Source organism: Sagittula sp. S175, from assembly GCF_049800975.1.
Taxonomy (GTDB): domain Bacteria; phylum Pseudomonadota; class Alphaproteobacteria; order Rhodobacterales; family Rhodobacteraceae; genus Sagittula.
In genome coordinates, this window is record NZ_JBNAGB010000021.1 from 77,328 (window position 1) to 90,864 (window position 13,537).

11 protein-coding genes and 1 pseudogene are annotated in these 13,537 nt (G+C 64.6%); 8 read left to right on the plus strand and 4 right to left on the minus strand.

Features of this window, described 5'->3' with window-relative positions; all coding sequences use genetic code 11:
- Positions 1–11: 11 nt before the first annotated feature.
- Together ACP16H_RS20685 and ACP16H_RS20690 are read right to left on the minus strand one after the other, a co-directional pair.
- Positions 12–767 carry a sulfotransferase family 2 domain-containing protein gene (locus ACP16H_RS20685; protein ID WP_425074138.1) on the minus strand — a complete coding sequence of 252 codons (756 nt, stop codon included), beginning with the start codon at positions 765–767 and terminating at the stop codon, positions 12–14.
- 122 nt (positions 768–889) lie between these two features.
- On the minus strand, positions 890–1,153 hold the full coding sequence (locus ACP16H_RS20690; RefSeq protein WP_425074139.1) for a hypothetical protein: 264 nt from the start codon (positions 1,151–1,153) through the stop codon (positions 890–892).
- A gap of 376 nt (positions 1,154–1,529) precedes the next feature.
- Here ACP16H_RS20690 and ACP16H_RS20695 point away from each other — a divergent pair, with 376 nt between their 5' ends.
- Together ACP16H_RS20695 and ACP16H_RS20700 are read left to right on the plus strand one after the other, a co-directional pair.
- A complete protein-coding gene (locus ACP16H_RS20695; RefSeq protein WP_425074140.1) occupies positions 1,530–1,853 on the plus strand; it encodes a transposase in 324 nt (107 codons plus the stop codon).
- Positions 1,854–2,612: 759 nt separating this feature from the next.
- Positions 2,613–2,816: pseudogene (locus ACP16H_RS20700) on the plus strand (IS5/IS1182 family transposase); the annotation flags it as partial.
- Positions 2,817–2,885: 69 nt separating this feature from the next.
- Here the strand turns inward: ACP16H_RS20700 and ACP16H_RS20705 are convergent.
- Complete coding sequence (locus ACP16H_RS20705; RefSeq protein WP_425074076.1) at positions 2,886–3,863, minus strand: replication initiator protein A; 978 nt, start codon at positions 3,861–3,863, stop codon at positions 2,886–2,888.
- 464 nt (positions 3,864–4,327) lie between these two features.
- On the opposite strand from ACP16H_RS20705, the gene ACP16H_RS20710 reads away from it, so the two are divergent.
- From ACP16H_RS20710 to ACP16H_RS20725, 4 genes are all read left to right on the plus strand, one after another.
- On the plus strand, positions 4,328–5,710 hold the full coding sequence (locus tag ACP16H_RS20710) for an AAA family ATPase (RefSeq protein WP_425074077.1): 1,383 nt from the start codon (positions 4,328–4,330) through the stop codon (positions 5,708–5,710).
- Between the two features lie 108 nt (positions 5,711–5,818).
- Positions 5,819–6,856 (plus strand): nuclease, encoded by a 1,038-nt coding sequence (locus ACP16H_RS20715; RefSeq protein WP_425074078.1) that lies wholly within the window; start codon positions 5,819–5,821, stop codon positions 6,854–6,856.
- An 86-nt stretch (positions 6,857–6,942) separates the two neighbouring features.
- Complete coding sequence (locus ACP16H_RS20720; protein ID WP_425074079.1) at positions 6,943–9,126, plus strand: glycosyltransferase; 2,184 nt, start codon at positions 6,943–6,945, stop codon at positions 9,124–9,126.
- On the plus strand, positions 9,123–10,313 hold the full coding sequence (locus tag ACP16H_RS20725) for a hypothetical protein (protein ID WP_425074080.1): 1,191 nt from the start codon (positions 9,123–9,125) through the stop codon (positions 10,311–10,313). The genes ACP16H_RS20720 and ACP16H_RS20725 overlap by 4 nt, the downstream gene beginning before the upstream one ends.
- 95 nt (positions 10,314–10,408) lie before the next feature.
- Here the strand turns inward: ACP16H_RS20725 and ACP16H_RS20730 are convergent, their stop codons facing one another.
- Positions 10,409–11,227, minus strand: a complete 819-nt coding sequence (locus ACP16H_RS20730; RefSeq protein ID WP_425074081.1) for an ABC transporter permease — start codon at positions 11,225–11,227, stop codon at positions 10,409–10,411.
- An 84-nt stretch (positions 11,228–11,311) separates the two neighbouring features.
- Between ACP16H_RS20730 and ACP16H_RS20735 the strand changes: the two genes are divergently transcribed.
- Positions 11,312–12,691, plus strand: a complete 1,380-nt coding sequence (locus ACP16H_RS20735; RefSeq protein WP_425074082.1) for a hypothetical protein — start codon at positions 11,312–11,314, stop codon at positions 12,689–12,691.
- Entirely contained in the window at positions 12,688–13,356 is a 669-nt protein-coding gene (locus ACP16H_RS20740) for an ABC transporter ATP-binding protein (protein ID WP_425074083.1), read from the plus strand. The genes ACP16H_RS20735 and ACP16H_RS20740 overlap by 4 nt, the downstream gene beginning before the upstream one ends.
- Positions 13,357–13,537 lie beyond the last annotated feature (181 nt).

Here is a 13,537-nt window from a genome sequence, read left to right on the forward strand (position 1 = left end):
CGATTTCAGAATTATTTATCTTCACTTGACCCTCTTTTCTCAAGAAGTATTCTTGCACTTTCATAGAGCTGGCGATCGAGAAATGTCAGCTCATCTAATAAAGCGTCAATTTCTGGTGTAATCTCTTCTTTCTCCACCTTTTCTGTATTCGGATCGTCTTGACCAAAATTTTCAAAGGCGCGAGATCTAGGTAACTGGACAGGCGGGTCAACCTTCAGCGTGGAGAAGACGCGTTTTATCAAATCGCTTATTTCTGTCGTAAACCCCACCTCATTTATTTTTAGAAGATTGCGCATAGCGATCCGCAAAGCGTCATCACCTTGCAGCATTAAGGCCCCACCACGGCCGGTCCAAAGTGGCCCGATTAAATTGCGCACGTATACGTTGTCGAAGTCCTTCCTAAGAAAATCTGGCAGATCCTCCAAAAATTCCCTTAATGGCATATCCTTAGCTCGACGTGGTCCAATCATGTCATGACGATCTATGTGATCTCGCGTTTGGGCTTTCCAAAAATAGTACAGAGACAATATACGCTGCTTTGGCTCTCGCAATAGTGTAATTGTATAAGACGAACTTGAAACCCGAGATAAATTTCTAAAATCCATATGAGCGGAAAAGAACTTATAACTATTCAAATCTTCATCTGAGAACCGATCAAAGTTATTGAACCGCTCAGGACACACTGCATCTTTTTGGAAATTTGGCAAGAGAAGATCATGGAGCGTGGTGCCGCCAGTTTTCGGGAGGTGCATTAGTGCGACTCTCATCCTAAAACTCTCTTTTCTTTCCAGTTAAGATATTTTATAAGATGCCGATTAAATGAAATCGGCTTGCCCACTGCCTGAAAAAATATTAGAGGCACCACCTTTTCCGCTTACATCAATGGCCCTCATTCACTAAATGTTCTCTTTTGTGCCTCGGAAACCAGACCCATCTCCACCAAAAATAGGTATGGAACCTGCGTACGCAAATAAGGTGGTTGAGGTTCTGGGTTAGCATGTGTCAAGCTGGTATTCGGCAGATCTACGAGATCATCCCAGAATTCATTTTCAGCTTGTTCTATTGCTCCACTTAAGCGGAGAAGGTTGTTTGCTGAGGCGTAAGTCTTCAAGTCTTCCAGAACTTCACTGACCCATGCGTGGCTGTTCTTCATCGTCAAGGTCCTTGGGTATCTCTTGGCTTAGCAGATCCATTCATCATCGATTCTGGTTAACGGGATCTGAACGCACCGTTCTCTTGACTACTTGATCAGTGGACATCTCAGATAACCCGCTCTGCTGCCCTGGGTCACCCTCGCGAACAGCATTTTGTGCCCGCTACAGCGTCAGTTTTGTGTCGAAGGGTGGATATTTGGTCTGCTTTGGGGCCAGGCGGGGGTACTTCGGCTGAGAAGCCATCGCAGTCGGCCCATGTTCTAGACCATGTTGGCCATTGTGATCGGCGTCGTTGCAGAACTCTGGACGCCTCCGAAGACCTCTGGCTGATGTGCTGGAGTCGTGCTTCACCGCTTGCGACGGATGGAGCGGGCCATGGCCAAGCAAACAGGGCTCTGGAGTGTCGATGGTCGGCTGGCGCAGATCTCTGCGGGCGGCGATCAACTGGAGACCCTGAACGCGACTGTGGATTTCGAACGGTTCGGACCGATCCTTGAACGCGCGGCAGGCAGCCCTCGCAGCCTGAAGGGTGGCCGACCCTCGCTGGACGCGGTGCTGAAGTTCCGAATTCTGGTGCTACAAAGCCTGCATGACCTCAGCCTGGATGCGACCGAACGAATGGTCCGGGACCGGCTCAGCTGGATGCGCTTCTGCGGGCTTGGCATCGCCGACACGGTTCCGGATGCGCACACGCTGTAGGATATCTGCGAAGCACTGATAAAGTGCTGATGCGCTCGATGCGCTGTTCCAAAAACTCGCCTACGCGATCAACCAAGCGGGTTTTATCCCGCGCGCCGGGCAGATCATCGACGCCAGCCTCATCGCAGTCCCGCGCCAGCACAACTCCGACGGCGAGAAGGCCTTGATCAAGGCGGGCGCCGGACCAGCCCGCCAAGGCGGCGCAGAAGGACACGGACGCGCGCTGAACCGTCAAGTATTCCAAGGCGAAGACCCGCGCGGACGGAAGCAAGCCAGTCGATCTCGCGATCCCGACCTTCGGTTACAAGAGCCATATTTTCATCGATTGACAGAACGGCATCAGCCGCCGTCAGATCATCACCGACGCCGCCCAGCACGATGGTGCCCGTCTGCGCAAAGGTCTGATCCAGACGGCCAACACAGGGCGCCGGGTCTGGACGGATGCAGCCTATCAGTCGGCCGAGAACTAGGTCTGGCTTGCAGCCCATGACATGGTGAGCGCGTTCCACCGCAAGAAGCCACGCGGTCGTGTATCGACCCAGTGAAAACCTGCTCATGCTACAAGGGAGAACGCAGCCATGAGTAAGACGATGGAAGACAGCATCAAACGGTGGACGGCGAAGCGGAAGTGCGCACGCCTGACACCAAACCGGGCAGAAAACCCACCCAGCAACCGAAAACTACCGCGATAGCGGGCGCAAAATGCTATTCGCCAAGACGACCGTGGGCAGCAGGGCAGGTTAGCGGAGGTGTCCAACTCTTCGGGCCACCCGGTTCTATGGCAGTGCCTTCTGGAAGAGGTAGACAGGATACCACGCCCGTAGCCGGTTCGAAGCGAAGATGCGCTGCCTAAAGGCCTTCGGCGAACGCATCGCTACCCCGACCGCCGAAATCCACATCCGCATCGCACTCATAAACCGCTTCAACGCACTCGGCACTACCGAGATCGTTCGCGTGGCATGACGTCAGTGGGGTAAGGGATAGCCACGCTTCAGGCGTGAGTTCTGCAACAACGCCGTCTAGAACACGCGATCAGGACACGCGTTTACTGACCCATCCCAAGAAAGCCTTGCCCGGCGACTTCAGCGGTGCGCGGCCCGACGTGGCCCACCAGGCGCGCCATTCGGCCTCGAGCGCATAGACATCGGCGCCGGGGGCGCGGCGGCGGGCCTCCACCAGTACCTCGGTCGACAGGGGCGGCAGGTCCGGGCCCTCCTCGATCACGCCGCGGCGGGCAAAGCGGATCATGTCGTCGGCCTCTTCGGTCATCTCGTAATCGGGCAGGTTGCCCTCTTGAATCATCTTGCGCATGGCGGCGCGGAACACGCGTACCGGCGCGGCGCTGCCCGCCTTCTTGTGCAGCAGGCCGACGCCAATCTTCCACTCGCGCTGCCGGCCGCAATGCTTGCGCACCAGTTCGTAGATTCGCCGCTCTAAAGGTTTCCTGAGCCGGAAATACTCGCGCGAGAGCGTCAGCACCGACCGCGCCTCGACCGCGCGGAACAGCCAGTCCGAGAGGGTCACGCTGACCGACAGCATCCGCCCGCCGCGCGACTTGCGCACGATCTCCCAGGCCTCGATCAGGCCAAAGCCGCGGGTGGTCTCGATCCCGCCGGTCTCGATGTTCGTGGTGATGCGCGTGCCCGCCAGCCGCTCGAAGGCCTCCTTCAGCCGCATGTAGGCATCGCCGCTGGTGTCGCGGTTCGTCGCGACGAGCAGGTCATGCGCCGTCAGCGTCAGCTGCCGCGAGATCGCCCGCCCCGCGTTCACCGCCGCCATCAGCTGGCTCACGCAGTAGATCAGGATGTCCTTGTCGTGGATCGTCGCCCGCCCCCTGACCGAAGGGGTCACGGTGATCTCTGCCCCGTTGTGCTCGTAGCTCAGCACCCGGGTGTCGGGCTTGGTCGAAAGCGAGAAGATCGGGTGCTCCATCGACGCAAGATCCCCCTTGGGGGATGCGTCGAAGATATCGCAGACGAAGAGGTCGCCCGCCGCGGATGCGCTGCTCATGAAACTGCCTGTACACTGCCTGCCCCCTTGTTTTCGTTCCGGTTTGTCCGGAATCGGTTCGGGGGTTCAGTGACACCCTAGAGTTATCCACAGCCCCGGTCTACCACCTGTCGGACAGGGTGCCGGATTTTCGGGGGAGCAGAGTCACCACAACGGGGGATCGGAATCGGGCAAACGTGGGATCAGAGTCACCCCTGTCCGAAATCTTTCCCGAAGCCTTTGGATTCAGGGACTCTTTGCAGGACAGCAATACCCCTTAACGAGTCTTATAACCTTGATTTAACAGGTCAGCCGTGATCCCATCGCAACAACCCCCCAATCACCCCCCTTGAAAACATGGAAAAATCCGCAATGTGTGCGCATTCCACTTTCATGTGCGCTGTTTTCAGGTATCATCCGAAAAACAGCGCACATCAGCGCGAACAGCGGTCAACGATACCGTTTGCGGACAGCGAGCATATACAATGAAAAACAGTGGGAAACCGCCCTATGTCGGACTCGATCCCGACATCGCCGCCACCCAGCTGGAGGCGCCTGCCTCCACCGCCGACTTCGCCCGCATCGCGCGCGCCTGCGCCTCGGGGCGGCATGACCTCGAAAGCCGCGGGCTGGAGGAAAACGGCGCGCGTTCCCTGCGGCTCTTCTCGACCTGGGAGATCACCCGCTACCTGATCCCCGTCGCCACCGGCCATTTCCGCCGCGTGCTGAAGGAGAACCCCGACCTGCCCCAGGGCCTGTCGGAGACCAGCGGCGGGGCCAAGTGGTTCACCCTCGACGAGGTGTTGAAACTGCGCGCCCATTTCGGTGCCAAGGGGTCGAAGGCCAAGGACTACCGCCCCTACCGCCCCGAAGGGCTGCCGGCCAAGATGCTGGCCGTGGCGAACTTCAAGGGCGGCGTGGGCAAGACCTCGAGCGCCGCGCACCTCGCCATGTCCGCCGCGCTCGACGGCTACAAGGTCCTCGTCATCGACCTCGACAGCCAGGGCTCCATGACCTCGATCTTCGGCGGCAAGGTGCAGGACGAATGGCAGACCGTCTTCCCGCTGCTGGCCCGCCACTACGCTCGGACGCTGCAGACCGACAACCAGGCGCGCGTCAGCCGCGGGGATGCCCCGCATCCGCTCGACGATACGCTCTCCGCTGCGCTCGACGTCAATGCCACCGACCTCGTGCAGAAAACCCACTGGCCCAACATCGACCTGATCGGCGCGCAGCTGAACCTCTACTGGGCGGAATTCCAGATCCCCGTCTGGCGCATGAACGCGCGCGGCTGGCGGCTCTGGGACGCGCTGACCGAGAGCCTCGAGGCCGATGGCATCCTCGACCAATACGACCTGATCTTCCTCGATACGCCCCCTGCGCTGGGATACCTCACGATCAACGGGCTGGCGGCGGCCGACATCCTGCTGGTCCCCCTCGGCGCCTCCTTCCTGGAATTCGACTCCACCGGCCGCTTCTTCGACATGCTGCACGCCACTTTCGGCAGCATCGAAGAGGCCGAGAACATCGCTGCCCGGGCGCTCGGACGCGATGGCCTTGCCTTCGAATGGGACGCGGTGCGCGCCCTCATCACCCGCTACGACAGCAACCAGCAGGCGGAACTGGCGGCGCTGATGCAAAGCTACCTCGGCCCCACGCTGTCCCCTCACCGCCAGGGATTCACCGCACTGATCGGCCAGGCGGGCGAGCAGGTGCAGGGCATCTACGAGGCCGACTACCGCGACTTCAACCGCGAGACCTATGCCCGCGGCCGCGAGACCTTTGACGCCACATGGGCCGCGGTGAAAAGCCTCGTCATGGGCGCCTGGCGGCGCGATGAGCTGGCGATGCAACGGGCCGCAGAATGAGTTTCGCGTGCGAAACCCTTCGCGGCGGCGATGCCTGCACCGTGCGCCCGGTTCAGACAATCTTGACCACGTTTCCCACACTGGTCCCCACCCAAAGGAGACCCTGACATGGCCAAACGCAAGCGCCTGACCCCGGCCAATCCGGCCTTCATAGCCCCCGCACCAGAGGTCAAATCCGCCTTCCCGGCGGCCCCTGCCTCGATGCGGGCGCCCATTGCCGACGTGGCGCGCGAGGCCTCCAGCACGGCGGCGGTCGAGGAAATGGCCGAGACCCTGCGCCGCGCGCGCGAAGGCGGGCGCATGGTGATCTCGGTGCCTCTGACCGAGATCCAGACCGACTACCTCGTGCGCGACCGCGTTTCCGTTCCCGGCGAGGAACAGGCGGCGCTGATCGAAAGCATTTGCCGCCGTGGCCAGCAGACCCCGATCGAACTGGTGGACCTAGGCGAAGATGCCTCGCCCCGCTACGGTCTCATCTCCGGCTGGCGGCGGGTCTGTGCGCTGCGAGAACTGCAGCGCGGTCTGGGCGACCGTTATGCCGAGGCGCTGGCCCTGCTCCGCCGTCCGAAGGAATCCGGTGACGCCTACCTCGCGATGATCGAGGAAAACGAGATCCGCGTCGGCCTCAGCTACTATGAACGTGCCCGCATTGCGCTGAAGGCGGTGCAGCAGGAGGCGTTTGCCGACGAGTCAGAGGCGCTGGCGGTGCTGTACGAAAACGCATCGAAGGCGAAGCGCTCGAAGATACGCAGCTTCATGGGGGTGGTGCGCCAGATGGATGGAATCCTGCGGTTCCCGGCGGCCATCGGCGAGCGCCTGGGCCTGCAGATGGCGCAGGCGCTGGAGGCGGATCAGGACCTGTCCACCCGGCTGCGCGATCTGATCCTGCGCAACGATCCGGCGGATTTCGAGGCGGAACAGAGCCTGATCCGCGCGGAACTGGCCCCGAAAAAACCGACCAAACCCAAGGTGCAGGATACGGCCCCAAATCCCGCCCAACTGGCCGACACGCCCGCCCCGGGCCGGACCACCGCCCCCATCCATCTGCGCAGCCACGGCCCGCATCAGATCGTGCTGGAAGGGCGCGGCGTCGACGAGGCCTTTCGCCGCGATCTCGAAGCCTGGCTGGAGGCGCGAAAAGGCTGACCGCCGAAGGGCTTCTGGAAACCCTTTGTTGGTAAAGTGCGGGTTAAGACTGGGGGGATCCCACAGGTCGTCCCAGGAAGCCCGCCTTGTACCGCCGCGCCCGCCGACTGTTTTCCATCTATGCCGCCTGGCACCTGCCAGAGGCACCGCGCCATCCGCGTCTGTCCCGGCTGCGCCTCGTTCCGGGCTTCTTGTTCAAGGGCGCGCGGGTGCTGCCGCATGCGCTGCGCTGGCTCAGGCAGCGTGACCCGGTGGCCCGCGCGCAGGTGAAACGCGCGCTGGGGCTGCATGGCCGCGACACGCGGTTCTTTGATACGCGCCTTTTCGATCCCGCCCCCCGGCCTGCCCCACCGCGCGGCGCAGCGGTCACGCTGGTCATGCCGGTCTACGGCAACCTGCCCCTCGTGCGGCAGGCACTGGAGCGGGTGGCGCAGTACACCGACCTGCCCTGGCGCATCGTGCTGGTGGACGACGCTTCTCCGGACGAGGAGACGCGGGATTTCCTGCGCGACTGGGCCGGGCGGCATCCCACGCATCTGATCGAGAACGGTCAGAACCTCGGCTTTGTCGGCAGCGTGAACCGGGCGCTGGACCTCGCGCGCACATGGGATGACCCGGTGGTGCTGCTGAATTCCGACGCGCTCCTGCCGCCTGCCTGGGCCGCGCGCCTGTTGCGCCCCTTGTGGGAGGACGCCACCGTCGGCTCCGTCACGCCGCTGTCGAACGATGCCGAGCTGGGGTCGGTTCCCTTGGCGGGCAAGGCCAGCAGGGTCACGCCCGAGGCCGCTTTGGCGATCGACAGGGTGGCACGGGGACTGAACGGTCGGGCGCAGGTGCGCGCCGCCGCCGGGGTTGGGTTCTGCATGGCGCTGTCCCGCGCCGCGCTGGAGGTGGAGCCGCGCCTCGATCCGGTCTTCTCCCCCGGTTATGGCGAAGAGGTCGACTGGTGCCAGAAGACCTTTGGTGCCGGGTTCTCCCATGTCTATGTCCCCGACCTCTACGTCGCCCATGTGGGCGGGCAAAGCTTTGGTCAGGCCGCGAAACAGGCTCTGATCCAGCGCAACTCCGCCGTTCTGACCCAGCGCTACCCGATGTTCGACACCGAGGTGCACGGGTTCCTGCGCCGTGATCCGCTGGCCTCGGCACGGCTGGCGCTGGGGCTCGCGCGGGCCGAGGCGGTCCGCCGCGCCCCCCTGCCCGTCTACCTCGGGCACAGCATGGGCGGCGGGGCCGAGACCGACCTGAGGCGCCGCATCGCAGGCGACCTGCAAAAGGTTGGCGCCGCCATGGTGATCCGTGTCGGCGGCGCCTGCCGCTTCACGCTGGAACTTTGGGACAGGCTGGCAGGGGATACTCCTGCCGTCAGCCTGCAAACCGCCGATCCCGGTGTCATCACCCGGCTGCTCGCTCCGGTGACGCAGCGCACCATCGTCTATTCCTGCGGTGTGGGCGACAGTGATCCGCTGACCCTGCCCGACCTTCTGCTGCCGCTGCGCCGCCCCGGCGACGGGCTCGAGGTGCTGGTGCATGACTTCTTCCCGCTCTCGCCGAACCATGTTCTGCTGGAAGACGGCGAGCAATGGCGCGGCCTGCCGGACCCGGCACAGGCCTCGTCCCGGCACGAGACCCGCCGCCCGAATGGCGCCCCCGTGCCGCTGTCGGTCTGGCGGGTGCACTGGGGGCGGCTGGTCCATGCCGCCGACCGGGTGACCTGCTTCAGCGCTTCGTCTCAACGGCTGGTGCAGGAGGCCTATCCCGGTGCCGCCACGGTGGTCCGTCCGCATGTCCTTCCTGTGCCGGTGCCGCGCCTGCCGCATCCCGGCGGACGGCCGGTGCTGGGGATCCTCGGCAACCTCGCACCACACAAGGGCGCGCGGGTGGCCTCGGGTCTCAGCCGGGTTTCGGGGCGGAACAGGGACTGTGGACTGGTGCTGCTGGGCGATCTGGATCCGGCCTATCGGTTCCATGCTCCGGCGCAGCTGCACGGGGCCTATCGGGTCGAGGACCTGCCCGCATTGGCCGCCCGCTACGGCATCACCTGCTGGCTGATTCCCTCCCTCTGGCCCGAGACGTTTTCCTTCACCACGCACGAGGCGCTGGCCACCGGCCTGCCCGTGATGACCTTCGAGCTTGGCGGACAGGGAGAGGCGCTGAAGGCCGCTCTGGCCCATGGTGCCGAAGGTGCGCTGCTGCCGCTCGACTGGGCCGAGGACCCCCAAGCGATCCTCGCGCTGGCAGGGCATCTGTCACAGCGCCGGGCTGTGGCATGATCTGGCCGCTCAGGGCAAAGGTCCTCCTGCCGTCGCGCATCGTCCTGCACGTGGGCGCGCCGAAATGCGGCAGCTCTGCGCTGCAGGCGGCGCTGTCGGCGCGGCCTATCCTTGCGCTGCCCGACGGTGGACAGATGTGCTACACCGCCCGGGGCAGTGGCTTGCGTAACGAGGTTTTGACTGGTCCCCGCCTGCAACAGGCCGCCGAGGCGGCGGTGCATGGCTACCTGAACTGGCCGGGGCGCACACGCGAAGTGTCCCCGCCGCGCTACCACGCCGCGCTTGACCGGGCCGTTCGTGGGACCGAAGGCGCGCCCCCCATGCTGTCCAACGAAGGCTGGATCGGCCGCGCGACCGAATTCGCCACCCACCTGCCCCAGTGGTTCGATGGCCGGACCCGCGTCGATGTCTTCGCCGCCGCCCGCCCGCCGCTGGAATGGCTCAACGCCGCCTACTGGCAATGGGGCGTCTGGACCGGTCAAGGCATCGACGACTGGCTGGAACGGCAGGTGATGCCCTACCGCCTTGGGTCCGATCTGGAGGCCTGGGCTGCCCTGCCCGGCGTGCGGCTGCATCTCGCGCTGACCCCCGACGTAGTGGCAGATTTCGCCGAGCGTTTCGGTGTCGCCCTGCCCGCCGATCCGACCCGGCGCAACGCTGCCCTGCCTGCGGCCATGGTGGGCTTCCTCATCCGCAACCGCCGCTTCCGCCGCAACGCGCATGACAGCGCGGTGGACTTCGTGCTGCAACGCTGGTGCAGGCCGGAGGTGGCGCCGGAGCTTTGGGCGCAGAAGCTCTGGGCCCTGGGGCCGCAGCACGTGCAGGCTTTGCGCGGTCCGCTCCGGGCCGAGGTCGACCGCCTCATGGCGCTGGTCCCCGAAGAGGAGGTCGAGGAGGCACTCTACCTCCGCCCGGGCTGGCGGCGTGAGGCGCCCTACCACTCCCTGTTGCGGGCCCCCCAGGCCCGACTGCACGACCCCGAGGAGCTGGTGCGCCTGCACCACCTGCTGTGTGATTCCGCCGCTCTGGCAGCCCAAGCCGCAGGCCGACGCCTGCCCCCCTTGCCCCCGCCCCCGGGCGTGACCGGCCCGCATGGCCCCCGCGACGCCCCCGTCGCCCGCGTGCTCGACGTGTTGCTGGAGATGGATGTCGCATGGCGCAAACACCGGCTGGCGCAGAGCGCATGACGTTTTCCACGGGCGGGCAAAGGTGGGGCATTTCCCGGACCAAACGCGGTCGGTTTCGCGCGCGAAACCGATGGGGGGGCTCTGCCCCCGCCTCGTCACAACTCCAGCAGCATCTTGTGATCGCGGCGCAGCAACAGAAGCCCCGTCACCAGTGTGCCCAGGCCCACCGTCAGCAGGTAGACTTCGGACACGTAGGGCGCATCATAGCTGGCGTAGAACCCGCGTCGCATCAGCCCCACGAGGTGGATCAGCGGGTTATACCACAGCCAGTCCCGGAACGGCTGCGGGATGCCGTCGAACAGGAAGAACACGCAAGACAGCAGGAACAGCGGGCGCATGGCGATGGACCAGATCCGCTGCCAGATCGGAAGGCGCACGGTCAGGTAGCTGTTCAGCGTCCCCACCCCCAGCGCCAGCAGCGCCGCCAGCCCGTAGGCCCTAGCGATGGTCAGCCCGTCCGGTTGCACCCGTGTCTCGAACACCAGCATGATGCCGCCCAGCACGATGTAGCCCACCATGAGCTGCGTCATCAGGTTCAGCACGAAACGCGCCAGGATCGCGTCGACAAAGGTCACCCGCGGATAGGCCAGCAGCTGCTTCGAGTAGTTCAGTGCCTGCGCCAGCTTTCCGGTGATGTCGGTGAACAGGATGAAGGGCAGCATCCCCGTGGCATAGAACATGGCAAAGCTCGCCCCCAGCGCCGGGGCATGAAAGCTCATGGAGAACACCACCGTCAGCAGCGCGATGCCCGCCACCGGCTCCAGCACCGCCCAGGCATAGCCGCCCGGAGAGCGCCCGTAGGTCGTCGCCATCTCGCGCAGGATCAGCGCGGCGATGGCGCGCAGCGTGGCAAGCCGTGGCAGCCTGCGGCGGCGCGCGGGACGGGGGGGAAGCGGGGCGGGAATGTCGGTCATGGCGGCGCGTGGGATTGGAAAGGCTCCCCAAGTCATGCCGCGTAAAGGTTTCTTAGTGGTTTATAAGCCATGTTTGCGGGAACGATGACCACGACGGACGATCCCGTGAGCCAGGTGAAGAAGATCCCGCAAGACCCCGGGGCCCGCCCCGCGCCCCCCGGTTCGGTTCCAGATATCGCCGGGGAGGACAGGCTGCTGGCCCAGGCCGAGAAAGCGCTGCGCTCGTTGCACCCCGCGCCGCAGCCCGGCACCCGCATCACCGGGGAGGGCCAAGGGCAGGGGCAGGCGAAGCCCGATCCGAAACCCGCGCAGACGGCTGCCAGGTCCGGGCCCAAGCCCATGGCGGGCGCCGCCCGGCTGAAGCGGCGGCATCGCTCGGTGCTGCTCAGTTTCCTTCTGGGCGTGTTGTTGCCGGTGGGCTGCGTCGCCTGGTACCTCTGGGCGCGGGCGGCGGATCAATACGCCTCGACCGTGGCGTTTTCCGTGCGGACCGAACAGCCGAACTCGCCGCTGGAACTGCTGGGTGGTCTGACCTCGCTGTCGGGATCGTCGTCCTCGGACACGGATATCCTGTACGAGTACCTGCAAAGCCAGAAGCTGGTGGCGGACATGGACGCGCAGATCGACCTGCGCGAGCTCTGGTCGAAACCGGGGGCGCGCGACCCGTGGTTCGCCTTCGACACCTCCGGCACGGTAGAGGACCTGGTCACCCAGTGGGACCGCATGGTGCGCATCTCCTACGACGATGGCGCCGGGCTGATCGAGGTGCGGGTGCTGGCGTTCGACCCGGGTGACGCGCAGCTGATTGCGCGGGCGCTCTACAACCACTCCACCCAGATGATCAACGAGCTGTCCGCCATCGCCCGCGAGGACGCCATCCGCTATGCCCGGCAGGACCTGCAGGAGGCGCTGGAGCGGCTCAAGATCGCGCGCGCCGCCGTCACGCGTTTCCGCAACGAGAACCAGATGGTGGACCCTTCGGCGGATCTTGCGACGCAGACGGGGTTGCTCAGTTCCCTGCAGCAGCAGTTGGCGGACCTGTTGATCGAATATGACCTGCTGTCGCTGCGCACCCGGCCCGACGACCCGCGCATCGCCCAGGCTGAAAGCCGCATCGAGGTCATCCGCAACCGCATCGCCGCCGAGCGCCGCAAGCTGGGGCTGGCGGGCGGTGGCGCGGCGGGCGAGGAGGTCTATGCCAACCTCTTTGGCGAATACGAGCGGCTGGTGGTCGACCGCGAATTTGCCGAGCGCAGCTATACCACCGCGCTGGCCAGCTACGACGCGGCCCAGGCCGAGGCCCGCCGCCAGAGTCGCTACCTCGCGGCCTACGTGAAACCCACCCTGGCCGAGAGCGCGCGCTTTCCGGAGCGTGGCGTTCTGCTGGCGCTGGCGGGGCTTCTGATCCTGCTGGTCTGGGGCACGCTGGTGCTGGTGCTTTATGCGCTGAAGGACCGGCGGTGATCCGGTTCGAAAACGTCACCAAGCGCTACGCCACCGCCGGCCAGGTGAAGACCGTGGTCGAGGGGCTGACCCTCGAGGTGCCGAGCGGCCGCGCCGTGGGTCTGCTGGGGCGCAACGGCGCGGGCAAGTCGACGCTTTTGAAGATGGTCTCGGGCGCGGTGCTGCCGACCTCGGGGCGCATCGTGACGACGGGGCTGGTGTCCTGGCCGGTGGGCTTTGCCGGGTCGTTTCACCCGGACCTGACGGGCCTGCAGAACTGCCGCTTCGTCGCGCGCATCTATGGCGTCGATACCCACGAGCTGGCGGATTTCGTCGAGAAATTCGCCGGGCTGGGAATGCACTTCCGCCTGCCGCTGAGGACCTATTCCTCGGGGATGAAATCGCGGTTGGCCTTTGGCGTGTCCATGGGCATCCACTTCGACACCTACCTGGTGGACGAGATCACCGCCGTTGGCGATGCGGCCTTTCGCGAGCGATCCGACCGGCTGTTCAAGGCGCGGCTGCGGAATGCCGGCGCTGTGGTGTGCAGTCACTCCATGCCGCAACTGCGGATGCTGTGTGACTGCGGCATCGTGCTGGACGAGGGGCGGGCGCTGTTCTTTGACACGATCGATGCTGCCATCGCGCAGCACCAGGAGAACATGGCCCGGCTGGCAGCAGCCTGATCCGCGACCAAGCAAGCGCTTTCTGGAATGACCGCAGATGGGGTGCGCCTGGAACGGTGAGGGGGGGGGCGTCACGTCGCGTTTCGCGACATGAGCTTGCCCACTGGCCGCGTTTGCGGGGACAAACGCGACCGGTTTCGCGCGCGAAACCGACGGCGGCGTGACCCCAGCCCCCCGAGGG

Bases quoted from the DNA above. Each gene is read 5' to 3' on its own strand.
- ACP16H_RS20685 (WP_425074138.1), bottom strand. From the start codon at position 767: ATGAGAGTCGCACTAATGCACCTCCCGAAAACTGGCGGCACCACGCTC.
- ACP16H_RS20690 (WP_425074139.1), bottom strand. From the start codon at position 1,153: ATGAAGAACAGCCACGCATGGGTCAGTGAAGTTCTGGAAGACTTGAAG.
- ACP16H_RS20695 (WP_425074140.1), top strand. From the start codon at position 1,530: ATGGCCAAGCAAACAGGGCTCTGGAGTGTCGATGGTCGGCTGGCGCAG.
- ACP16H_RS20705 (WP_425074076.1), bottom strand. From the start codon at position 3,863: ATGAGCAGCGCATCCGCGGCGGGCGACCTCTTCGTCTGCGATATCTTC.
- ACP16H_RS20710 (WP_425074077.1), top strand. From the start codon at position 4,328: ATGAAAAACAGTGGGAAACCGCCCTATGTCGGACTCGATCCCGACATC.
- ACP16H_RS20715 (WP_425074078.1), top strand. From the start codon at position 5,819: ATGGCCAAACGCAAGCGCCTGACCCCGGCCAATCCGGCCTTCATAGCC.
- ACP16H_RS20725 (WP_425074080.1), top strand. From the start codon at position 9,123: ATGATCTGGCCGCTCAGGGCAAAGGTCCTCCTGCCGTCGCGCATCGTC.
- ACP16H_RS20730 (WP_425074081.1), bottom strand. From the start codon at position 11,227: ATGACCGACATTCCCGCCCCGCTTCCCCCCCGTCCCGCGCGCCGCCGC.
- ACP16H_RS20735 (WP_425074082.1), top strand. From the start codon at position 11,312: ATGACCACGACGGACGATCCCGTGAGCCAGGTGAAGAAGATCCCGCAA.